Source organism: Amycolatopsis sacchari, from assembly GCF_900114035.1.
Classification (GTDB): Bacteria; Actinomycetota; Actinomycetes; order Mycobacteriales; family Pseudonocardiaceae; genus Amycolatopsis_E; species Amycolatopsis_E sacchari.
In genome coordinates, this window is record NZ_FORP01000002.1 from 213,048 (window position 1) to 233,769 (window position 20,722).

At 71.1% G+C, this 20,722-nt stretch carries 26 protein-coding genes; 7 read left to right on the forward strand and 19 right to left on the reverse strand.

Features of this window, described 5'->3' with window-relative positions:
• Positions 1–341: 341 nt before the first annotated feature.
• Genes BMZ92_RS05080 through BMZ92_RS05130 form a run of 11 tightly spaced genes read right to left on the reverse strand, consistent with a single transcriptional unit; the run spans position 342 to position 9,134 of the window.
• Complete coding sequence (locus BMZ92_RS05080) at positions 342–1,211, reverse strand: AAA family ATPase (RefSeq protein WP_091504537.1); 870 nt, start codon at positions 1,209–1,211, stop codon at positions 342–344.
• Positions 1,208–1,783, reverse strand: a complete 576-nt coding sequence (locus BMZ92_RS05085) for a nucleotidyltransferase family protein (protein WP_091504538.1) — start codon at positions 1,781–1,783, stop codon at positions 1,208–1,210. The genes BMZ92_RS05080 and BMZ92_RS05085 overlap by 4 nt, the downstream gene beginning before the upstream one ends.
• Positions 1,776–2,570, reverse strand: coding sequence for an IclR family transcriptional regulator (locus tag BMZ92_RS05090; protein WP_091504539.1), 795 nt, complete (start codon positions 2,568–2,570; stop codon positions 1,776–1,778). Before BMZ92_RS05090 ends, BMZ92_RS05085 begins: the two co-directional genes overlap by 8 nt.
• A 10-nt stretch (positions 2,571–2,580) precedes the next feature.
• The gene (gene pcaC, locus BMZ92_RS05095; RefSeq protein WP_091504540.1) at positions 2,581–2,976 is read right to left on the reverse strand and encodes a 4-carboxymuconolactone decarboxylase; all 396 of its coding nucleotides are present in this window, start codon (positions 2,974–2,976) and stop codon (positions 2,581–2,583) included.
• Complete coding sequence (gene pcaD, locus BMZ92_RS05100) at positions 2,973–3,749, reverse strand: 3-oxoadipate enol-lactonase (RefSeq protein ID WP_091504541.1); 777 nt, start codon at positions 3,747–3,749, stop codon at positions 2,973–2,975. Before pcaD ends, pcaC begins: the two co-directional genes overlap by 4 nt.
• Positions 3,746–5,080: a 3-carboxy-cis,cis-muconate cycloisomerase gene (gene pcaB, locus BMZ92_RS05105; protein ID WP_091504542.1), complete on the reverse strand. Its 1,335-nt coding sequence runs from the start codon at positions 5,078–5,080 to the stop codon at positions 3,746–3,748. The genes pcaD and pcaB overlap by 4 nt, the downstream gene beginning before the upstream one ends.
• On the reverse strand, positions 5,073–5,618 hold the full coding sequence (gene pcaG, locus BMZ92_RS05110) for a protocatechuate 3,4-dioxygenase subunit alpha (protein WP_091504543.1): 546 nt from the start codon (positions 5,616–5,618) through the stop codon (positions 5,073–5,075). The genes pcaB and pcaG overlap by 8 nt, the downstream gene beginning before the upstream one ends.
• Positions 5,615–6,358 carry a protocatechuate 3,4-dioxygenase subunit beta gene (gene pcaH, locus BMZ92_RS05115; protein ID WP_091504544.1) on the reverse strand — a complete coding sequence of 248 codons (744 nt, stop codon included), beginning with the start codon at positions 6,356–6,358 and terminating at the stop codon, positions 5,615–5,617. The genes pcaG and pcaH overlap by 4 nt, the downstream gene beginning before the upstream one ends.
• A gap of 18 nt (positions 6,359–6,376) precedes the next feature.
• Positions 6,377–7,552 (reverse strand): thiolase family protein, encoded by a 1,176-nt coding sequence (locus tag BMZ92_RS05120; RefSeq protein ID WP_091504545.1) that lies wholly within the window; start codon positions 7,550–7,552, stop codon positions 6,377–6,379.
• On the reverse strand, positions 7,549–8,274 hold the full coding sequence (locus tag BMZ92_RS05125) for a CoA-transferase subunit beta (protein WP_091504832.1): 726 nt from the start codon (positions 8,272–8,274) through the stop codon (positions 7,549–7,551). The genes BMZ92_RS05120 and BMZ92_RS05125 overlap by 4 nt, the downstream gene beginning before the upstream one ends.
• Positions 8,275–8,312: 38 nt before the next feature.
• Positions 8,313–9,134 carry a CoA transferase subunit A gene (locus BMZ92_RS05130; RefSeq protein ID WP_091504546.1) on the reverse strand — a complete coding sequence of 274 codons (822 nt, stop codon included), beginning with the start codon at positions 9,132–9,134 and terminating at the stop codon, positions 8,313–8,315.
• An 89-nt stretch (positions 9,135–9,223) separates the two neighbouring features.
• Here BMZ92_RS05130 and BMZ92_RS05135 point away from each other — a divergent pair, with 89 nt between their 5' ends.
• Complete coding sequence (locus BMZ92_RS05135; RefSeq protein ID WP_091504547.1) at positions 9,224–10,141, forward strand: 2-hydroxyacid dehydrogenase; 918 nt, start codon at positions 9,224–9,226, stop codon at positions 10,139–10,141.
• A gap of 24 nt (positions 10,142–10,165) precedes the next feature.
• On the forward strand, positions 10,166–10,846 hold the full coding sequence (locus BMZ92_RS05140; protein ID WP_091504548.1) for an HAD family hydrolase: 681 nt from the start codon (positions 10,166–10,168) through the stop codon (positions 10,844–10,846).
• Between the two features lie 548 nt (positions 10,847–11,394).
• Here the strand turns inward: BMZ92_RS05140 and BMZ92_RS05145 are convergent.
• On the reverse strand, positions 11,395–11,706 hold the full coding sequence (locus BMZ92_RS05145) for a HesB/IscA family protein (protein ID WP_091504833.1): 312 nt from the start codon (positions 11,704–11,706) through the stop codon (positions 11,395–11,397).
• A gap of 133 nt (positions 11,707–11,839) precedes the next feature.
• Positions 11,840–12,283 (reverse strand): hypothetical protein, encoded by a 444-nt coding sequence (locus BMZ92_RS05150; RefSeq protein WP_091504549.1) that lies wholly within the window; start codon positions 12,281–12,283, stop codon positions 11,840–11,842.
• Positions 12,284–12,382: 99 nt separating this feature from the next.
• Between BMZ92_RS05150 and BMZ92_RS05155 the strand changes: the two genes are divergently transcribed.
• Together BMZ92_RS05155 and shbA are read left to right on the forward strand one after the other, a co-directional pair.
• Complete coding sequence (locus BMZ92_RS05155; protein WP_091504550.1) at positions 12,383–12,814, forward strand: GtrA family protein; 432 nt, start codon at positions 12,383–12,385, stop codon at positions 12,812–12,814.
• Between the two features lie 276 nt (positions 12,815–13,090).
• Positions 13,091–13,762: an RNA polymerase sigma factor ShbA gene (shbA, locus tag BMZ92_RS05160; RefSeq protein ID WP_177228547.1), complete on the forward strand. Its 672-nt coding sequence runs from the start codon at positions 13,091–13,093 to the stop codon at positions 13,760–13,762.
• An 8-nt stretch (positions 13,763–13,770) separates the two neighbouring features.
• Here shbA and BMZ92_RS05165 read toward each other — a convergent pair whose 3' ends face one another.
• The 4 genes from BMZ92_RS05165 to BMZ92_RS38025 are packed head-to-tail and all read right to left on the reverse strand — an operon-like array spanning position 13,771 to position 16,032.
• On the reverse strand, positions 13,771–14,751 hold the full coding sequence (locus BMZ92_RS05165) for a TIGR03557 family F420-dependent LLM class oxidoreductase (RefSeq protein ID WP_091504551.1): 981 nt from the start codon (positions 14,749–14,751) through the stop codon (positions 13,771–13,773).
• Entirely contained in the window at positions 14,730–15,059 is a 330-nt protein-coding gene (locus tag BMZ92_RS05170; protein WP_091504552.1) for a WhiB family transcriptional regulator, read from the reverse strand. Before BMZ92_RS05170 ends, BMZ92_RS05165 begins: the two co-directional genes overlap by 22 nt.
• A 56-nt stretch (positions 15,060–15,115) precedes the next feature.
• Entirely contained in the window at positions 15,116–15,592 is a 477-nt protein-coding gene (locus BMZ92_RS38020) for a GNAT family N-acetyltransferase (protein WP_245782907.1), read from the reverse strand.
• Positions 15,589–16,032 (reverse strand): MaoC family dehydratase, encoded by a 444-nt coding sequence (locus BMZ92_RS38025; protein ID WP_245782908.1) that lies wholly within the window; start codon positions 16,030–16,032, stop codon positions 15,589–15,591. Before BMZ92_RS38025 ends, BMZ92_RS38020 begins: the two co-directional genes overlap by 4 nt.
• Before the next feature lie 48 nt (positions 16,033–16,080).
• On the opposite strand from BMZ92_RS38025, the gene BMZ92_RS05180 reads away from it, so the two are divergent.
• Positions 16,081–17,241 (forward strand): saccharopine dehydrogenase family protein, encoded by a 1,161-nt coding sequence (locus BMZ92_RS05180; protein WP_091504836.1) that lies wholly within the window; start codon positions 16,081–16,083, stop codon positions 17,239–17,241.
• Here BMZ92_RS05180 and BMZ92_RS05185 read toward each other — a convergent pair whose 3' ends face one another.
• Positions 17,242–17,742: a metallophosphoesterase family protein gene (locus tag BMZ92_RS05185; protein WP_091504553.1), complete on the reverse strand. Its 501-nt coding sequence runs from the start codon at positions 17,740–17,742 to the stop codon at positions 17,242–17,244.
• A gap of 102 nt (positions 17,743–17,844) precedes the next feature.
• Here BMZ92_RS05185 and BMZ92_RS05190 point away from each other — a divergent pair, with 102 nt between their 5' ends.
• On the forward strand, positions 17,845–19,626 hold the full coding sequence (locus BMZ92_RS05190) for a VanW family protein (RefSeq protein ID WP_091504554.1): 1,782 nt from the start codon (positions 17,845–17,847) through the stop codon (positions 19,624–19,626).
• Here BMZ92_RS05190 and BMZ92_RS05195 read toward each other — a convergent pair.
• Positions 19,610–20,320 carry a TetR/AcrR family transcriptional regulator C-terminal domain-containing protein gene (locus BMZ92_RS05195; RefSeq protein WP_091504555.1) on the reverse strand — a complete coding sequence of 237 codons (711 nt, stop codon included), beginning with the start codon at positions 20,318–20,320 and terminating at the stop codon, positions 19,610–19,612. The two genes, BMZ92_RS05190 and BMZ92_RS05195, sit on opposite strands and share 17 nt — an antisense overlap.
• Positions 20,321–20,466: 146 nt before the next feature.
• On the opposite strand from BMZ92_RS05195, the gene BMZ92_RS05200 reads away from it, so the two are divergent.
• Positions 20,467–20,652, forward strand: coding sequence for a DUF5302 domain-containing protein (locus tag BMZ92_RS05200; RefSeq protein ID WP_091504556.1), 186 nt, complete (start codon positions 20,467–20,469; stop codon positions 20,650–20,652).
• Positions 20,653–20,722 lie beyond the last annotated feature (70 nt).

The window sequence follows — 20,722 nt, forward strand, 5'->3', positions numbered from 1 at the left end:
CGGTGCCAGCGGCAGGAAGTGCGGAGGTGAGTGGCGGCGCGGTGCGACGGGCACCGAGGCCGCCGCGGCGCCCCTTGAGCGGCTGGTGGCGCGGTGAGGCGAGGCGGGCGTGATGTGAGGCGGCCGCGCGCCACCGGCGGCGCAACACCCTGCGGCCACCCTGAGTAACGGCAGGAAATGCCGCAGTGCGAGCCAGTGGGTGGCCGTTGGGGTGTCGCAGGGGACAGGAGCGCCACGGGCGACGACGCAACGCCCTGCGGCGGTGCCGCGGCCACGCGAGGCAACAGAAACCACCCTGGCCCAGCCCGGTCGCCCGCCCCGCAAGCGCTTTCCGGAGCGCCTCAGGCCAGGAGGGCGTCGAGCTTTGCGCGGACGCGTTCCATGTCCTCGGTGTACTTCAGCACCGCGCCGAGGGTGCGCGCGGCTGCCTCCACGTCCAGCTCGTCCCGGCCCAATGCCAGCAGCGCCTGCGCCCAGTCCAGCGACTCCGCCACCCCGGGCGGCTTCAGCAGCTCCAGCTCCCGCAGCCGCCGCACGGCCACCGACACCTGCGTCGCCAGGCGCTCGCCGATGCCGGGCAGGCGACGGCGCAGGATGGCGACCTCGCGAGCCAGATCCGGGTGCTCCAGCCAGTGGTACAGGCACCGGCGCTTCAACGCGTCATGCACCTCGCGGGTGCGGTTCGACGTGAGGATCACCAGCGGCGGCTGCTCCGCCCGCACCTCCCCGTACTCCGGGATCGTCACGGCGTTCTCGTCGAGCAGCTGCAGCAGGAACGCCTCGAACTCGTCGTCCGCGCGGTCGATCTCGTCCACCAGGAGCACGCACGGCGCGGTCGTCAGCGCCTTCAGCAACGGCCGCGCCAGCAGGAACCGCTCGGTGTACAGCGACTGCTCCGCCGCCTCCACGTCCAGGCTCTCGCTGCCCGCTTCGAGCGCGCGCAGGTGCAGCAGCTGCCGCGGGAAATCCCACTCGTACAGCGCCTGCGCCGCGTCGATGCCCTCGTGGCACTGCAGGCGGATCAGCGGCAGCTCCAGCGAGCGCGAAAGGGCGACCGCGAGCGACGTCTTCCCCGTGCCGGGCTCGCCCTCGCAGAACAGCGGACGCTGCATGCGCAGGGCGAGGAACGCGGCCGTGGCGACACCTTCGTCAGCGAGGTAGCCGGCGCTCTCGAGCGTCTGCGCCAGCTGTTCGGGAGAGTTGACCGTCACGGTTCCACCCTACGGTGCAGATCGGCCGGAGTGTCCACGTCGAAGCCACTGCCGAGATCACCGCACTCGATCAGACGCACGTCCTGCCGCGGCGCGAGCCAGTCCCGGGCACCGCGATCGCCCCGGGCGCTGTCAGCGATCTCGGTCCACCAGCGGCGTCCGAAAAGCACCGGATGTCCTGGTTTGCCGTCGTACGCCGCGCGCGCCACTACTTCCGGCGACGCGAGCGCGGCCAGCCGGGCGATCACGCGGGCGTCCACCTTGGGCAGGTCGACGAGGTGCACCAGCACCGCGTCCGCCTCCGGCAGCGCCCGCAGCCCGGCCCGCAGCGACGCACCCATGCCCGTCTCCCAGTCCTCGGCGTGCACGGCGAGCGACCGGTCCGGCAACAGCGCCCGCACGTCGTCGGCCTGAGCGCCCACAACCACGCGCACGGGCTCGCACCCGCCCTCCGCCAACGCCCGCAACGCGCGGCGCACCAACGGTTCCCCGTCGAGTTCGACGAGTGCCTTCGGCCGCCCGAAACGCCTGCCCGCGCCCGCGGCGAGCAGCAGACCCGCGCAGCTACCCACGGCGGCGCGCCTGCGGGGCGTGGGCGAGGTCGCCCTCGATCCGTCGCGCCGTGGCGAGCAACCGCGGCAGCATCTCCTCGGCGACCTGTTCACGCGTGGTCCGGCTGGCGTGCGTGGACACGTTCACCGCCGCGACCACCCGGCCCTGCCGGTCCCGGATCGGGGCGGCGATCGAGCGCAGCCCCTCCTCCAGCTCCTGGTCGACGAGCGCCCAGCCCAGCCGCCGCACGGCTTCGAGCTCGGCCCGCAACGCCTCCGGCTCGGTGAGGGTGTGCGAGGTCAGCCTGTCCAGCCGGGTCTCCGCCAGGTACTTCTCCAGCTCCGGCGCGTCGAGACCGGCGAGCAGCACGTGCCCCATCGACGTGGCGTACGCCGGGAAGCGCGTGCCCACGTTGATGCTGACGGTCATGATCCGGGAGACCGCGACCCTGGCCACGTAGACGATGTCGGTGCCTTCCAGCACCGAGACCGAACTCGATTCCCGCACCTCGGCCGACAGCCGTTCGAGGTGCGGCTGCGCGACCTCGGGCAACGTCATGCTGGACAGGAACGAGTACCCGAGTTCGAGCACCCGCGCGGTGAGCGAGAAGTACTTGCCGTCGGTGCGGACGTAGCCCAGGTCCACCAGCGTGAGCAGGAAGCGCCGGGCCGCGGCGCGCGTCAGCCCCGTCGCCCTGGCCACATCGGACAGTGTGAGTTCGGGCGCGCCCGCCCCGAACGCGCGGATCACCGCGAGGCCGCGTTCCAGCGACTGTACGTGGTGCGCCGCGCGCTCCTCGTTGTCCATGCCGAGCAGACTAACGTGGCTGCGCGGAGGGCTCGCCCAGCTCCGCGAGTGTGCGCTGCGCCAGCGCGAACGCGGCGTTCGCGGCGGGTACACCCGCATAGACGCCGGTGTGCAGCAGCACCTCGCCGATCTCGTCCGGGGTGAGGCCGTTGGTGATCGCGGCCCGCACGTGCATCGGGATCTCGTTCTCGCAGTGCAGCGCGGTGAGCACGGCGAGGGTGATGCAGCTGCGCGTCTTGCGGTCCAGGCCCTCGCGGGTCCAGATCGAGCCCCACGCCGCGCGCGTGATGTAGTCCTGGAACTTCTGGGTGAACTCGGTGGTGTTCGCACCCGCGCGGTCGACGTGGGCGTCGCCCAGCACCTCGCGGCGGACCTTCATGCCGGCTTCGTACAGCTCGTCACTCACGCGTCGGCCCCCTTCAGGTGCTCCAGGATCAGCTGGGTGAAACGCTCGGCCTGCTCGTAGCTGCCCAGGTGGGCGGCGTGCTCGACGACCTCGAACCGCGCGCCGTGCACGCCGTCGGCGATGACGCGGCCGTGGTCCGGCGGCAGGGCCTTGTCGTCGGCGCCGGAGATGACCAGCGTGGGCGCGGTGATCTTCGGCAGCGCGGGGACGAGGTCCAGGTCGGCGAGCAGCTCACAGCAGGCCGTGTAGCCGTCGGCGGGCGTCTCCGCCGTCATCGCCTGCAGTTCCTTCGCCTTCTCGGGATGCGCGTCGATCCACTCCTGGGTGAACCAGCGGGTGATGCTGCCCTCGGCGATCTTCGCCATGCCCTGCGCCCGCACCTGCTGGACGCGGTCGAGCCACATCTGCGTGTTGCCGGGCTGGGCCGACGTGCAGCACAGCACGAGACTGCGCACGCGGTCCGGCGCGTTCTGCCCGAGCCAGATGCCCGTCATGCCACCCAGCGACAGCCCCACGAAGTGGGCCGCGGAGATCTCCAGCCGGTCGAGCAGCGCCAGCACGTCACCGCCCACGTCGTCGATGCCGTACGGGCCCGGCGGCACCGGCGAGCGGCCGTGGCCGCGGGTGTCGTACCGGAGCACGCGGAACCCGTTGTCCAGCAACGGTTTCAGCTGCGGGTCCCACATCTCCAGCGTGCTGCCGATGGAGTTGCTCAGCACCACGACGGGCGCGTCGGCGGGACCTTCGAGCACGTGGTGCACCTCGACGCTCACGAACTCCCCTTTCGCTCGGCATGGGCGGCCAGCGCGCGTTCGACGAACACACGCGCGCTGCCAAGATAGTCCGCGGGGTCGAGCAGCCGCTCGATGCGCTCCCGCGAGAGGTGCTTGCCCACCAGCGGATCCTCCGCCAGGAGGTCGGCCAGCGCACCTTCACCGGCCAGTGCGCGCTTGGTGCACGCCGTGACGGCGTCATGGGCCGCGAGGCGCCCGGTGTCCTTCGCCAGCTCGGTGGTGACCCGCTCGGACAGGATCGCCCCGCCGGTCGCGTCGAGGTTCTGCCTCATCCGTGCGGGATCGACCCGCAGCCGCTCGAAGCTGGTGCGCAGCCAGTGGACCGCGGAACCCGTGCCGCGGAACAACTCCGTGAGCGGCCGCCATTCGGCGTGCCACGAGCCGGCGGCACGCTGGTGTTCCTGGGTCATCGCGGCGAGCAGCGTGGCGACCAGCCCCGGCGCCTGCTGCGCGGCCGCCTGCGCGGCGACCGCCGCCACCGGGTTCCGCTTGTGCGGCATGGTGGAGGAGCCACCGCTGCCCTCGGCGATCTCCGCGACCTCGGCCACCTCGGTCTGGGCCAGCAGGGTGATCGTGCGGCTCGCGCCGCCCACCACTCCGGACAGCTCACCGAGCGCCCCGGTCAGCTCCGCGATGCGGGTGCGTTCGGTGTGCCACGGCAACGCGGGCTCCGCCAGGTCCAGCCGACGGCTGAACGCCGCCAGCACCGCGGGCCCGGCTTCACCGAGGGAAGCGAGGGTGCCCGTCGCGCCGCCGAGCTGCGCGGCGGGGCGCAGCTGCGCTAGCCTGCGCGCCGCACTGTCCAAACCGGACAGCCAGCCCGCCGCCGTGAAGCCGAACGTCACCGGGATCGCCTGCTGCAACAGGGTTCGCCCGGCCTGCACCGTGCCCGCGTGCTCCCGGGCAAGGCGCGCGGCGTGCTCGGCCGCTGCCTCGACGTCCTCACGCAGCGCTTCGAGTGCCCGTTTGGCCACGAGCATCGCGGCACTGTCCACGATGTCCTGGCTCGTCGCGCCCAAGTGCACGTACCGGGCCGCCTCGCCGCCGACCTTCGTGGTGATCTCACGGACGAGCGGCGCCGCCGGGTTGCCGACGCCGACCGACTTCGCCCCGATCTCCGCCACGTCGAAGTAGCCCTCGCGGCACACCTCGGCGATGCGCTCGGCGTGCTCGCGCGGGACCACCCCGGCGTCGGCCTCGGCCTGGGCGAGCGCCGCCTCGACGTCGAGGAGCGCCCGCAGCCAGGCCGCGTCGCTCACCTCGTCACGGACGGCACCCGCGGCCAGTACCGGGTCGAACAGCTCAGACATCGAAAAATACTGTCTCGCCTTCGCCCTGCACGCGCACGTCGAACCGGTAGCCGTCCTCGGTCTTCTCCGCGACCAGTGTGTGCCGCCGGTCCTCGGGCACCGACCGCAGCACCTCGTCGGCCGCGTTGGCGTCGGTGTTCTCGGGGAAGTAGATCCGCGTGACCACCCGGTCGAGCATGCCGCGGCCGAACACCGACACGTCGATGTGCGGGGCCTGCGTCCGGCCGTCCTGCCCAGGCACCGCGCCGGGCACGAGCGTCAGGATTCCGTAGCTGCCGTCGGGCTCGGTCGGGCAGCGGCCGAAGCCGCGGAAGCCGGGCACCCGGCCACGCGGGTCGTCGGGGTGGTCGAAGCGGCCGTTCGGGTCGGCCTGCCACGTCTCCACCAGCGCGTCCGGGATCGGGTTACCCGCGCCGTCGGTGACGACGCCGCGGATCCACACCGCGCCCGGGGTGCCCTCGGGCACGACGGTGGGGCCGTCCTCCCAGGGCAGGCCGAGCGACAGGTACGGGCCGACGGTCTGCGAAGGGGTGGTCATTCGTCCTCTTCCTCCTCGTTTTCGAAGACCGACGCCTCGCGGCCGCGCACCACGATGTCGAACTCGAACGCCAGCGCCCAGTGGTCGACGGTGCGGCTCAGGTCGAACTTCGAGATCATCCGCTGGCGGGCCTTCTCGTCCGGGACCGAGTTGAAGATCGGGTCCTGGAAGAACAGCGGATCGCCGGGGAAGTACATCTGGGTGACGAGGCGCTGGGTGAACGCCGTGCCGAACACCGAGAAGTGGATGTGCGCCGGACGCCAGGCGTTGTCGTGGTTCTTCCACGGGTACGCGCCCGGCTTGATCGTGGTGAACTCGTACCGGCCTTCCGAGTCGGTGACCGTGCGGCCGGCACCGGTGAAGTTCGGGTCGAGCGGGCCGGGCCAGTTGTCCCCGATGTGCCGGTAGCGGCCCGCCGCGTTGGCCTGCCAGATCTCGATCAGCGAGTTCGGGATCGGCTTGCCGTTGCCGTCGAGCAGCCTGCCGTGCACGATGATCCGCTGCCCGATCGGCTCACCGTCGTGCTGCTTGGTGAGGTCGTTGTCGTGCTCGCCGAGCCTGCCGGGGCCGAGCAGCGGGCCGGTGACCTCGGTGAGCATGTGCGGCAGCAGGGTCAGCGGCTGCTGGGGGTGGCGGAGCGCCGTGGACCGGTAGCCGGGCGAGTCCAGCGGCGGGTGCGTGCCCTGCGGATCCCGCCGGTACCGCGGCAGGATCAGCTTGTCGCTCGTCGGTGCTGCCATAGCACTTTCCCTTTCCTCTCAGGCTTCCAGGACAACGGCCAGCCCCTGGCCGACGCCGATGCAGATCGCGGCGAGCCCCCAGCCGCCACCGCGGCGGCGCAGCTCGTACGCCAGCGAGCCGAGGATGCGGCCGCCGGACGCGCCCAGCGGGTGCCCGATCGCGATGGCCCCGCCGTTGACGTTGACGATCGACGGGTCCAGCTTCGGCCAGTCGGCCAGGCACGCCAGCGACTGCGCGGCGAACGCCTCGTTCAGCTCGACGGCCTTGAGGTCCTCCCAGCCGATGCCGGCGCGCTCCAGCGCGATCTCCGCGGCCCGCACCGGGCCGATGCCGAAGACGTCCGGGTCGACGCCCGCGGCACCACGCCCCGCGATGCGGGCCAGCGGGGTCTTGCCGAGCCGGTCGGCGGCCTTCTGGTCACCCAGCAACACGGCGGACGCGCCGTCGTTGAGCGGCGAGGCGTTGCCGGCGGTGATCGTGCCGTCCTTGCGGAAGGACGGCTTGAGCTTCGCCAGCTTGTCCAGAGTGGAATCGGGCCGGATGCCCTCGTCGCGGGTCAGCTCGGTGCCGGGCACCGGGACCACGTGGTCGTCGTAGAACCCGGCGTCCCACGCCTTCGCCGCGTTGAGGTGGCTGCGCAACGCGAACTCGTCCTGCGCCTCGCGGCCGATCCCGTAGCGCTCGGCGAGCCGCTCCGTGCTCTCGCCCAGCGAGATCGTCCACTGCTCGGGCATCTCCGGGTTGACCATGCGCCAGCCCAGCGTGCTCGAGTGCAGCGTCTGGTTGCCCGCCGCGAACGCCTTCTCCGGCTTCAGCAGGATCATCGGCGCGCGGCTCATCGACTCCACGCCACCGGCGACGACGAGCGACGCGTCCCCGGTCGCGATCGAGCGGCTCGCCTGCATGACGGCGTCGAGCCCCGAGCCGCACAGCCGGTTCACGGTCGTGCCCGGCACGCTCGTCGGCCAGCCCGCGAGCAGCGCGGCCATGCGGGCGACGTTGCGGTTGTCCTCCCCCGCCTGGTTCGCGTCACCGAGGACGACCTCGTCGACGGTGGCCGGGTCGAGTTCGCTGCGCTCACGCAGCGCCTTCAGCACGTGCGCGGCGAGGTCGTCGGGGCGGACCTTCGCCAGCGCGCCGCCGTAGCGGCCGAACGGGGTTCGGATGGCGTCGAGAACGAATGCGTCTGTCACTTGGCCGCCTTGAGTTCGCGGAGGGTCTGCAGTTCGGCCTCGGTGGGGGGCGGCGTGCGGGACAGCTCGGGCGAGACCTTCAGGTCCCAGCCCGTCGCCTCACGCACCTGCTCGACGTCCACCCCTTCGTGCACCTGGGTGAGCACCAGTTCGCCCGTCTCGTCGGGCCGGAACACGCCGAGGTCGGTGATCACCAGCGTCGGGCCGGCGCCACGCAGGCCGAGCTTCTCCCGGTCACCCCGGCCCGTGCCGTGCCCGAACGAGGTGATGAAGTCGACCTTCTCGACGAAGCTGCGCTTGCTCTGCCGCACCACCACGTACACCTCGTGGCAGGACGCGGCGATCTCCGGCGCGCCACCGGCGCCGGGCAACCGGACCTTGGGGTGCGCGTAGTCGTCCCCGATCACGGTGGTGTTGATGTTGCCGAACTTGTCCAGCTGCGCGGCGCCGAGGAAGCCGACGTCGATGCGGCCGGGCTGCAGCCAGTAGTTGAACACCTCGGGCACGCTGATCACCGCGTCCGCGGTCTCCGCGAGGATGCCGTCACCGATCGAGGCGGGCAGCCTGCTCGGCTTGGACCCGAGCGTGCCGGATTCGTAGATCAGCACGAGGTCGGGCGCGTGGGTGCGGCGCGCCAGGTTGGCCGCGGTCGAGGGCAGGCCGATGCCCACGAAACACCGCTGGCCGCCGGACAACGCGCGGGCCGCGGCGATCGACATCATCTCGTCGGACGTGTACGTCCGCTCTTCGGTCGTGGCCGTCACTTCGCCGCTCCCTCCATGCCGAACACCTTCTCGTCCAGCCACTGTTCGAACGAGTCCCGATTCCGGCCAATGGAATCCCAATACTCGTAGTACTCGTTGTCCCGTTCGTAGTAGCCCTGCGCGTACGACGGGTGCGCCCCGTGCGGCACCTCGGCCACGGCCGTGACGGCCCACGAAGGCAGGATCAGCTGACCCGGCACCGGTTCCAGCTCGTCGACGACCTCCTCGACGGTGACGAGACTGCGCTTCGCGGCGAGCACGGCCTCCTTCTGCACGCCCACCAGACCCCAGATCTGCACGTTGCCCGCGCGGTCGGCGCGCTGCGCGTGGATGATCGACACGTCCGGGTTCAGCGCGGGCACGGCCGCGAGCTGCTCACCCGTGAACGGGCACGTGATCTGCTTGATCGTGTCGGTGTACTTCGGCAGGTCCGTGCCGGTGTAGCCGCGCAGCACCGCGAACGGCAGCCCGGACGCGCCGGCCACGTACCGGTTGGCCATCCCCGCGTGGCTGTGCTCCTCGATCTCCAGCGGCACCGGCCACGAGTTCTGCACCGCGTCACGGAAGCGGTGCAGCGAGCCGACCCCCGGGTTGCCACCCCACGAGAACACCAGCTTGCGCGCGCAGCCGGCGCCGATCAGCTGGTCGTACACGATGTCCGGCGTCATCCGGACCAGCGTCAGGTCCCGGCGGCGCTGGCGGATGATCTCCTGCCCGGCCGCGTGCGGGATGAGGTGCGTGAACCCCTCCAGCGCGACGGTGTCACCGTCGTGCACCAGGCGCGCGACGGCGTCGTGCAGGGACAGTATCTCGGCCATGAGCTACAACCTTCGTTCGCATTACGCACACTCGTTCTGTATGAGAACATACTTGGTGCGGGCCGGTCGCGCAAGGAAAGGTGTGGGGCATGCGGATCGTGGTGACGAGGCGGGTTCCGGAGGCGGCTCTGGTGGAGCTGCGCGCACTGGGCGAGGTGGTGGTTTCGGACGCGGACCGCCCCCTCACACAGGAAGAGCTGCAGGAGGCCGTGGCCGGCGCGTCGGCGATCGTGAGCATGCTGCACGACCGGATCGACGGCGCCGTCGCCGATGCCGCGGGCCCCCAGCTGCGCGTGGTCGCCAACGTAGCGGTGGGGTACGACAACATCGACGTGCCCGCGCTCGTCGAGCGCGGAGTGGTCGTCACGAACACACCGGACGTGCTCACCGACGCGACCGCCGACCTCACCTTCGGCCTGCTGCTCGCGCTCACCCGCCGCATCGCCGAGGGCGACCGGCTGCTGCGGGCCCGCAAGCCGTGGTCGTTCCACCTCGGGTTCATGCTCGGTTCGGGACTGCAGGGCAAGACACTGGGCATCATCGGTCCGGGCCAGATCGGCAAGGCGGTGGCGCGCCGGGCCGAGGCGTTCGGGATGCGGGTCGTCTACAGTGGACGGTCACAGCCGAAGGAGGACCTGCTGCGCGTGGCGGACGTGGTGTCGCTGCACTGCCCGTTGACGCCGGAGACGCGGCACCTGATCGACGCGAAGGCGCTTTCTGCCATGAAGCACACCGCGTTCCTCATCAACACGACGCGTGGCCCGGTGGTCGACGAGTCCGCGCTCGCGGATGCGTTGCTGGCCAACGAGATCGCCGGTGCGGGGCTGGACGTGTTCGAGCGCGAGCCGGAGGTCGAGCCGCGGTTGCTGGAGCTGAACAACGTCGTGCTCACGCCGCACCTCGGTTCGGCGACGGTCGAGACGCGCACGGAGATGGCCCTGCTCGCGGCGCGCAACGTCGCCGCCGTGCTGAACGGCGGGGAGCCGGTAAATCCCGTGCACCGCTGACTGGTACGGAAGTACTGTTCCGGCGTGCCCACGCTGATTCTCGACGCCGACGACACGCTCTGGGAGAACAACGTCATCTTCGAGCGGGTCATCGACGACTACCTCGACTGGCTCGCCCACCCGACACTGGACCGCGCCGCGCTGCGCGCCGTCCTGGACGACATCGAACGGGCGAACGCGAGTGCGCACGGCTACGGCACGAAGGTGTTCCTGCGCAGCCTGCACGACTGTTTCGAGCACCTCCGCGAACGCCCGGCGACGCCGGCGGAGCGCGAGGAGATCCTCGGTCTTGCCGACGCGCTGATCCAGCACAAGGTGGAGCTGATCCCCGGGGTCGCCGAGACCCTGGAGGAACTCGCGTCCCGGCACCACCTGCTGCTGCTCACCAAGGGCGACCGGGAGGAGCAGCAGCGCAAGATCGACGCGTCCGGGATCGACCACCACTTCGCGGCCGTGCACATCGTGCGGGAGAAGCACGCCGGCACGTACCTGGAGCTGATCGAGGAGCACTCGCTGCGGCCCGAACGGACCTGGATGATCGGCAATTCGCCCAAGTCGGACATCCTGCCCGCGCGGCGCGCCGGGCTGAACGCGGTGTTCATCCCGAACGAGCACACGTGGGTGCTGGAGCACGACGAACTCGACCCCGGCGACGACCGCGTGCTGCGGCTGGAGCGGTTCCCGGAGTTGCTGGCGCATTTTTGAGGTGAGCGGGCGGGGGCTGGGACGACGGGCGACGCGGCGGGACCCGGGCGGTGGGCGGGGCTGGAGCGGTTGCCGGGTGGGCGAACCTCCGGGGGCGTGACAGGGACAGGCGGATCAGCGCGGCGACGGCGCGAAGGGGGTGGTCGCCGGATGGGGCCGGGGCCGGAAGCGGGCCAGCGAGATGGCGGTAGCCGACGGGCTGGGCCCCGGTCGGGAGCGGGCCAGTGGCTTGCCTTCGAGTGGCGGGAGCCCGCCGGGCCGGAAGCGGGCCAGCGGGGCTCCAGTGTAGCTGCCGGGCCGAGCTGGGATCGGGCCGGAACCAGCCAGCGGATTGCCTCGGGGGCGACGCCGACCGCCGCGACGGCGCGAAGGTGGCTATAGCTGCCGTGGCGGACTTGAATTGGCTCAGCGGCTGGCCAGGGCGGGGCAGCAGCGGGCCCCGGGCCTGACCGCGACGGGGAGTGGCGCGGCTCCGCCGCAACCCCACCGAAAACGCCAACGGCCGGCTCCCCGCACCCAGGGGAGCCGGCCGTCGAGTGCTGGAGCCGTCAGACTCCCGCGGCCGCGCCGGGGGCCGGCATCACGGCGAAGTTCAGCTGCCCCTGGTCGTCCTGCTGGACGTCGAGGACCTTGTCATCCAGGAACTGGGCCGCCTGCGGCTCGAGGAAGACCCTGGCTCCGCCGTCGGCGCCGAGGACCTGGTCACCCGCCTCCGGCTGCTCCGCCAGGGAGAGCGCGAGCTGCGCGCCCTCGTCCTGCTGGGCCTGCACCGCGAAGCGCAGCCCACCCGTTTCCTGCTTGCCTTCCTGGGCGGTCAGCGCGCTGATCGCCTCGGCGGCGGCGTCGGTCATCGCGAGCATGGTGTTCATCCCTTCGGTTTACGTGCGCTCGTATCCCCGACCGTAGAGGTCTCGGAATGGTCACGCCGGGTGACACCGGCAGCTTCCCCGAAAAAGCGGCCATCTCCCCAGTTCATGCGCTGCGTGACCGATATCACTCCGGCCGCGTGGGCGGGGTCCGGAAGGTCTCCGCGACCGAGCCGCCGGGCTTGTCGGCGTTCTGGTTCTCCTCGACCGAATCCACGCCGTTGGACGACTCGGCGTCCTCGTCCACGAGGGTCGTGGGTGCGCCCGACTCGTCGTCGACCGTCTCGTCGAGCTGCTCGGCCGGGGTCGTCGCCGTCGTGGGCTGGTCCGGGTCCTCGGGCTGGACGTCCGGGCGCTCCTCGCGCAGCCGGTCCTCCAACGGCTTGCCCTCGCGCTCCTCGTTCGGCGTCGTGCCGAAGCCGTCGGAGAAGGCGTAGCGCTCGGGCGGCTCGATGCCCTCCTCGAGCGGATCGACGCGCAGCCGGTCTTCGTCGAGGTCCTCCGCGCTGTTCAACGCGGCCGGGTCGGATTCGACGGAATCGGGTACTGGGTGTCCGTGCGCCTCGCTCATGGGGAGGCGATACCCGAGGTCAGGACCGGGCAAACCCGAGATCAAGGTCACTCGGTTGTAGAGTGCAAGAAGTTGCTGAGGCTAGGTAAATTGAGCGTCATGACCACCGCGCAGTGGAGCGGGCCGCGGGCCGACCGCGGGCTCGACGTCACCCATCCGGTGGTTTGGTACGTGGTGGCAGGCGTGGTCACCACGGGGCTGCAGGAACTCGTTTTCCTCGCCGCCCGCCCCTTCGTCGACTCGTTCGCCGCGAACGTCCTCGCCATCGGGCTCACCACGATCGCCAACACGGAGTTCCACCGCCGCGTCACGTTCGCGCACATGAAGGCTTCGGTCGCGAAACTGCATTTGCAGTCCGCAGGCACTTTCGCGTTCTACGCCAGCTACGGCTCGCTCGTCCTCGTACTGCTGCACTGGCTGGTCGGCTCGCCCTCGGCGACGCTGGAAGCGGTGGTGCTCGCCGCCACGAGCGCGGTGGGCGGCATTTTACGATTCATCGTCCTTCGTTGGTGGGTTTTCACCACTGGCTGACATTTTCCACGCACCGGTATCGGGTGCGCACAGAACTCGCACGTAACCGCCCTGAGTAACCGCGAAGAATGCATTCGTGAGCATTCCGCTGCTGCAAACGGGGTATCTCTTGAACAGTCCTTGTTCAACTTTCACTCGCCGCTTACGATTACGCTCAGTCGCTTCGGGAGCGGGTCGGCAGGGATCTTTTAGGGGAGTGTCCGCTCACCGTGGGTGACAGACGAGGGCCCGACGATGACCGGTCGTAGGGTCGCCGTTGTCGTTGGGGAGTCGACCATGAGAACCGAAGTCCCGCCTGTCACCGCCGTGCCCGCCGAGGCGCAGGTGCCCGGGTTCACCACGCCGCAGTCCTTCCCGCGTGGAGCCGCCTCTCGGCTCACGAAGGAAGAGCTCGACCCTGCCGTCAAGGAGGCCGCCGGAGGAGACCCCGTCGCAGTCAGCAAGCTGATCGCGCTGATCACGCCCGTCGCCGTCCGGTACTGCCGGGCCCGGCTCGGCGGCCGCGACCTGTCCTACCTCTCGGCCGACGACGTCGCGCAGGAGGTCTGCCTGGCCGTCCTGCACGCACTGCCGAACTACCAGGACCGCGGCGGCTCGTTCCTCTACCTCGTGCACGCCATCGCGTCCAACAAGGTCGCCGACGCCTACCGCCTGGTCTCCCGCGACCGGTCGGACCCCGTGGCCGAGCTGCCGGAACGGCCGCTGACGGACAACGAGCCCGAGAAGCGCGTGCTCGACGGCGACCTCGGCGACCGGCTGAGCAAGCTGCTCGCCACGCTGCCGCCGCTGCAGCAGGAGATCCTCACCCTGCGGCTGGTCGTGGGCCTGTCCGCCAACGAGACGGCCGAGGCGCTGGGCATCTCCGCGGGCAACGTCCGCGTCACCCAGCACCGGGCGCTCACCAAGCTGCGCGCGATGATCACGCGCGACGGCGACCTCGTGGACTGAAACCGCTCTCAGCCGAAAGCCTTCTCCAGCGCGGGCAGCAGGTCCGACTTCGCGAACTCGAAGAACGGGTCCTGCTGGTCGCCGCCGATCTGGACGAGCGCGAGGTCGGTGAACCCGGCCTCCGCGAACGGCTTGACCGCCTCGACGATCGCGTCCACGTCCGCCCCGCACGGGATCGACTGGGCCACGTCGGCCTGCCTGACGTACTGCGTCGCGCCCGCGAACGCGACCGTGCCCGGCAGTTCGGCGTTGACCTTCCAGCCGCCCGAAAACCAGCGGAACTGTTCGTGCGCCCTGCGCTCGGCGGCCTCGCGGTCGGTGCCGAACGACACCGGCAGCTGCGCGAACTTCCGCGTCGTGTCCTCGCGCACCTGCGTGCGCTCGGCGTCCCACGCCTTGACCAGCTCACCGTTGGGCTCGGTGGTGATCATCGCGTCGGCGACCGGCGCGAACCGCTCCACCGACTGCTGCCCGGACACCGCGACCGCGATCGGGGTGCGCCGCTCCGGCAGGTCCCACAGCTTCGCCGAGTCGACCCGGAAGTGCTGTCCCGAGAAGTTCACGTACCCGCCGTCGAACAGCTCACCGATGATCTCGACGGCCTCGCTGAGCATCTCGTGCCGGACGTTGGCCGGCGGCCAGCCGCGGCCCACGACGTGCTCGTTGAGGTTCTCGCCGGCCCCCAGCCCGAGGATGAACCTGTTGTCGGACAACAGGGACACGGTCGCGGCCTTCTGCGCGACCACCGCGGGGTGGTACCGCACCGTCGGGCACGTCACGAAGCTCAACAGCTCCACCCGCTCGGTGACCTGGCTGACCGCGCCCAGCACGCTCCACGCGTACGGCGCGTGCCCCTGCTCGTCGAGCCACGGGAAGTAGTGGTCGCTGGAGACCTCGAAGGCGAACCCGCACTCCTCGGCCGCCCGCGCGTGCCGGACCAGCTCCTTCGGCCCGGCCTGCTCGGTCATCAGCGTGTAACCGAAACGCACTCCTGCTCCTTCTCCGCCTCGGCCTGCAGCTGCTTGCGGCGCGCGATGGCGGCGCGGCGCTCGGTTTCGTCGAGCCCACCCCAGACCCCGAACGGCTCCTCGACGGTCAGCGCGTGGTGACGGCACTCGACGATCACCGGGCAGGACATGCAGATGCGCTTGGCCCTGGCGACCCGGTCGGCGCGCGCGAAGCCGCGTTCTCCGTCAGGATGGAAGAAGACCGAGCTGTCGAGGTTCCGGCAATTGCCGTGGCGCTGCCACTCCCAGGTTTCGGCGACCGGGGTGGGCAGCCGTGACGTGTCCGCCATGTTCGAACTCCCTCGCGACGTGCTGTCGCGCCGGGACTACCCCGGTTCTCCCGTCGCTACACCCTGCGGGCGGCAGGAAAGTTCTTCACGAGCCAATGATCCGCGTACAACCGCTCCCCGTACGGCTCGACCTCCTGGTATCCGTGCTTCGCGTAGAGCGCCCTCGCTTCGACGAGATCGGCACGGGTGTCCAGGCGCATCACTTGTGCACCGTTTCGCACCGCTTCTTCCTCCGCCGTCCTCAGCAGGGCCGACGCGACACCCCGGCCTCGCGCCGTGGGTTTGACGAACATCCGCGTGAGCTCCGCCACGGTCGGTTCGGCGAACCGGACCCCGACGCAGCCCAGCACCTCTTCGCCGTCGCGCGCGAGGAAGAACAGGACCACGTCGTCGCTCGGGTCTTCGGCGAGCGCGCGGTCGATCTCCTCGTCCGTCGCCTGCCTGCCGTAGTACCGGCTGGCCACGTCGTCGACGTACTCGCGCAACACGGCCACGGCTTCGGGGTGGTCTACGGGTACCCGCGTGATCTTCACCGGCGGAGCACGAAGTTCAGCGCCAGCGCGGAGAAGACGATCTCCTCGTCCTGGTTGAGCAGTTCGATGCGGCTGCGCACCAGACCGCGGTCCGGCTTGGACTTCGAGGGCCTGCTCTCCACGACGTGCACCCGCAGCCGCAGCTCGTCCCCCGGCCGCACGGGCTTCGGCCAGCGCAGCTCGTCGATGCCGGGGCTGCCGAGGCTCGACACCGGGGACAGGTAGTTGTCCGCGAGCAGGCGCATCATCAGGCTCGCGGTGTGCCAGCCGCTCGCGATCAGCCCGCCGAACGGACCGTCCGCCGCGGCGGCGGCGTCGACGTGGAAGGGCTGCGGGTCGTACCTCGTCGCGAACTCGACGATCTCGGCCTCGGTCACCTTGACGTTGCCGAACTCGTGCGTCGAACCCGGGACGTAGTCCTCGAAGTACCGGTCGGTCATGAGCGTAGCTAACCATGTGCCGGACATACTCCCGGTATGGTCTTCCGCATGGCTGAGCAGCGGAGCTTCGACCTGGTCCTCCTCGGCGCGACCGGCTTCACCGGCGGGCTGACCGCCGAGTACCTCGCACGGCGCATGCCGGAGGGAGGGCGCTGGGCACTCGCCGGGCGCAACCGGGACCGGCTCGAAGCGGTCCGGCGGCGCCTCGGGGCGAAGTGGGAGTCGTTGCCGCTACTGGAGGCCGACGTGGCAGATCCGGTGTCGCTGCGGGAACTGGCGGGGAAGACGAAGGTCGTCGCGACGACGGTCGGGCCCTACCTCGCCCACGGCGAACCGCTCGTGGCCGCCTGCGCCGAAGCGGGCACGGACTACCTGGACCTGTGTGGTGAACCGGAGTTCTTCGACCGGATGTACCTGCGCCACCACGCGACGGCCGAGCGCACCGGCGCACGGCTCGTCCACGCCTGCGGGTTCGACTCGATCCCGCACGACCTCGGCGTGTTCTACACCGTCAAGCAGTTGCCGGAGGGCGTGCCGCTGCGGATCTCGGGGTCGGTGAGCACGAACGCGACGTTCTCCGGCGGCACGTACGCCTCGGCGCTGGGCGTGTTCGCCCGGCCGCTGCCGATGGTCCGCGCGGCACGCGAGCGGGCCGCCGCGGAGGGCAGGCCGGCGGGACGCCGTGTGCACAGTGGACCGGGTTCGCTCCACCGCGACGCGGAAACCGGGCGCTGGCTGGTGCCGCTGCCGACGATCGACCCGAAGGTGGTGGCGCTGTCCGCACGGCTGTTGCCCGCGTACGGCCCGGATTTCCGCTACCGGCACCACGCGGCGTTCCAGCACCTGTCCTCAGTGGTGGGAGCGACGGCGGGCCTCGGCGCGCTCGCGGCACTGGCGCAGGTGCCCCCGGCCAGGAAGGCGCTTTCCGGACTGCGCTCCCCCGGCAGCGGCCCGGGCGAGGAACGCCGGGCCCGGTCGCGGTTCACGGCGCGGTTCGTCGGCGAGGGTGGCGGCAGGCGGGTGGTGACCGAGGTGTCCGGCTGCGATCCCGGTTACGACGAAACGGCGAAGATGCTCGGCGAATCCGCCCTGTGCCTCGCCTTCGACGACCTCCCCCCGACGTCGGGTCAGGTCACGACGGCCGCCGCGATGGGCGACGCGTTGCTGGGCAGGCTCGTGGACGCCGGGCTGGTGTTCCGCGTCGTGTGATCACCGGCGTGGCAACGGGTGCAGCTCGACGTCACGCAACCGTCCCTTCGCGATCGTGGCGGTCAGGTACGTGCAGACGGGCTGGCGGCGGCGGTCGGTGGGCGAGCCGGGGTTGAGCAGGCGGAGACCGTTGTCCGCCACCGTGTCCCACGGGATGTGGCTGTGCCCGAACACCAGCACGTCGGTGTCCGGGAAGGCGGCCGCGCACCGCTGCTCGCGCCCCTTCGCCGCGCCGGTCTCGTGCACCACCGCCAGCCGCACGCCGTCCAGCTCCTCGCGGGCGACCTCCGGCAGGCGTTTCCGCAGCTCAGGGCCGTCGTTGTTGCCGTAGACGCCGATTAGGCGGCGGCTGCGGGCCGCGAGTTCGTCGAGTAGAGCGACCTCCACCCAATCACCCGCATGGATGACAACGTCGGCCTTGTCCACGGCCTGCCAGACCTCCTCCGGCAGAACGCGGGCGCGTTTGGGCACGTGGGTGTCGGCGAGGAGCAGAAGGCGCATGTCCCACCTGTACACACCCGCTTTTCCGGGCGCCACCGGGCGCCCGTAACCTTCATCCCTGTTGTCCGGATTCCGCCGCCCACCTCAGGGGAAGGTGACCCTTTGCCGCAGGAACCCGTGTGGCCCACGGCCGACGCCGAGCAGACCGACTACCTCGAACCCGTCACGGAGATCATCCCGCCCGCCACGCCGAAGCGGCCGCGGCGCGCGCTCAAGCGCGCCGCCGTCATCGCCGGCTCGGTGCTGGGTGTCCTCGTCGCGCTCTACGCGGTCGACCTGCTGGTGAGCCAGGGCAACGTGCCGCGCGGCGTCACGGTGGCGGGAGTGGACGTCGGCGGGCTCAAGCGCGCGGAGGCCGAGGAACGCCTGCGGGCGCAGATCGAGCCGCGCCTGGTCAAGCCGGTGGCCGTGCGGGCGGGCGACGTCGACACGACGATCGACCCGGCGCGCGCGGGGCTGAGCCTCGACTGGCCGTCCACTTTGGACCAGGCTGGCGACCAGCCGCTCAACCCGTTCACCCGGATCGGTTCGTTCTTCACCAGCCGCGAGGTCGGCGTGGTCACCCAGGCCGACAAGGCGCAGCTGGTCAACACGCTGCAGAACCTCCGCGCCCAGGTCGACCGGGAACCCACCGAGGGCGGCATCCGGTTCGAGGGCGCGACCCCGGTCGCGGTCGAGCCGAAGCAGGGCCAGCAGCTCCAGGTCGACGACGCGGCGATCGCCGTGCTGGCGGACTGGGCGTCGGGGCACCCGGTGACGTTGCCGGTGCGGCAGACGCCGGTCGCCGTGTCGCCGGAGGCCGTGCAGACCGCGCTCACCCAGCTGGCGCAGCCCGCGGTGTCCGGCCCGGTCGTGATCCACGGCGACGGCAAGGACGCCACCGTCAAACCCGAGGCGATCGCGGCGGCGCTGCGGTTCGAACCCGCCGACGGCGGCACGCTCGCGATGAAGGTGGACAACGCCAAGATCGTCGAGGCCGCCGGCCCGCAGCTGAAGTCCACCGAGAAGCAGGGCAAGGACGCGCAGATCGTGTTCTCCGGCGGGCAGCCCACCGTCGAGGAGTCCGTGGACGGCCGGGGCGTGGACTGGAACCCGACCCTGGAACCGCTGCCGGAGCTGCTCAAGCGCACCGGCCAGCGCGAGCTGACCGCGAAGTACGTGGACACCCCCGCGAAGGTCACCACCGAGCAGGCGAACCAGCTCGGCATCAAGGAGGTCATCGGCGAGTTCACCACCGGTGGGTTCGCGGCGGACTCCGGCGTCAACATCCGCACGGTCGCGCAGAAGGTCAACGGCGCCATCGTGAAGCCGGGCGACACCTTCAGCCTCAACGGTTTCACCGGACCGCGCGGCGCCGCGCAGGGCTACGTCGAGGCCGGCGTGATCGAGAACGGCGCGCCCGCGCGCGAGGTGGGCGGCGGGATCTCGCAGTTCGCCACGACGCTCTACAACGCCGCGTACTTCGCCGGGCTGAAGGACGCCGGGCACAAGGAGCACAGCTACTACATCAGCCGCTACCCCGCCGCCCGCGAGGCGACCGTGTTCCAGAACCCGGACGGCTCCAGCGTCATCGACCTGAAGTTCACCAACGACTCACCGACCGGGGTGGCCATCCAGACCATCTGGACCCCGTCGTCGATCACCGTGAAGCTGTGGGGCACGAAGCGGTACACCGTCGAGTCCGTGCCGGGCGAGCGCGTCAACTTCGTCGACCCCACGCCGAAGCCGGGGCCGCCGCAGAACTGCCACGCCTCCAACGGCTCGCCCGGGTTCACCACGTCGGACACCCGGATCCTCCGCGACGCGGCGACCGGGCGTGAGGTGCGGCGCGACAAGCGCACCGTGCACTACAACCCGCAGCCGAAGATCATCTGCGGCGGATGACCGCGAGCCGCGCCTCGACGCCGTCGAGGCAGCGCTCGATGGCGTAGTCGAACAGGTTGTGGTCGGCGTGCTGCTCGGGGTTGGTCACGAGGGTGTGCAGCCAGGCGCTCATCGTGGCCAGCCCGGGCCTCGACTGGTCGTCGACGTGCCGCGTCCAGCGGGCGGCGTCGCGCGCGTAGTCCTCGCTGTTGCGGCGGTGCTCGTCCTCGACCGAGATGAAGTGGCAGATGATGTTGGCGAGGAAGCGGTAGACCTGGGCGCTCTCGTCGCCGAACCCGCCCTGCTGCAGGATGCGGACGCCGCGGTCGATGGACGGGCCCGCCGCCTCCGGGGACAGCCCGTGCACGGCGATCCGCCTCGCGACGCCGGGGAACCGCGTCAGCACGGCGCGCATCTCCGTGGCGAGCGCGGCGAACCACTCACGCCACGGCAGGCCCTCCGGCGGCACGGCGACCATGCCCACGACGCGGTCCACCACCGCGCTCACGACGGCCTCGCGGTCACCGACGTGGTGGTAGATGACCGCGGGGTAGGCCTGCACCGCGCCCGCGAGCTGGCGCAGCGTCCAGCTCTCCAGGCCCTGGCTGGCGGCCAGGTCGAGGGCCGCGGCGATGATCCCGTCCGGGGTGACGGCAGGCAGGCCGGCGGCATCCCGGGAACGGGGCCTGCCGGGGACCGCAGCTGAGTTCGCCATGGGGTTCACCCTAGCTGGCCGCCCCCCGTTACTGGCAGGCTGCCAGTTTCTCCCGGGGTGTCCTACCCTGGGCGGAAAAACCCGGTGGCCAGATGGGTTCGGGCATGCCAGGGTGAGGTGTTCGCGCGTTTTCCCAGGAGGCTGCCATGCCCGAGACCCCGTCCTCTTCCGGTTCCCCGGAGGACGACCAGAAGCGCAAGTTCCGGGAGGCGCTGGAACGCAAGCAGGCGGCGAGCCGCGCCGGTGCCCAGCACGAGCACGGCGGCGGCAAGGGGCAGCACGCACACGGCCCGGCGGCCGCGAAGCGCACCTTCCGGCGGAAGTCGGGGTGACCGGGGGGCGGTGAGGCCGTCCGGGGGGTCGGCTGTCCGGGGGCTTGGCTGTGGCCGGGCGCGGGGCTTG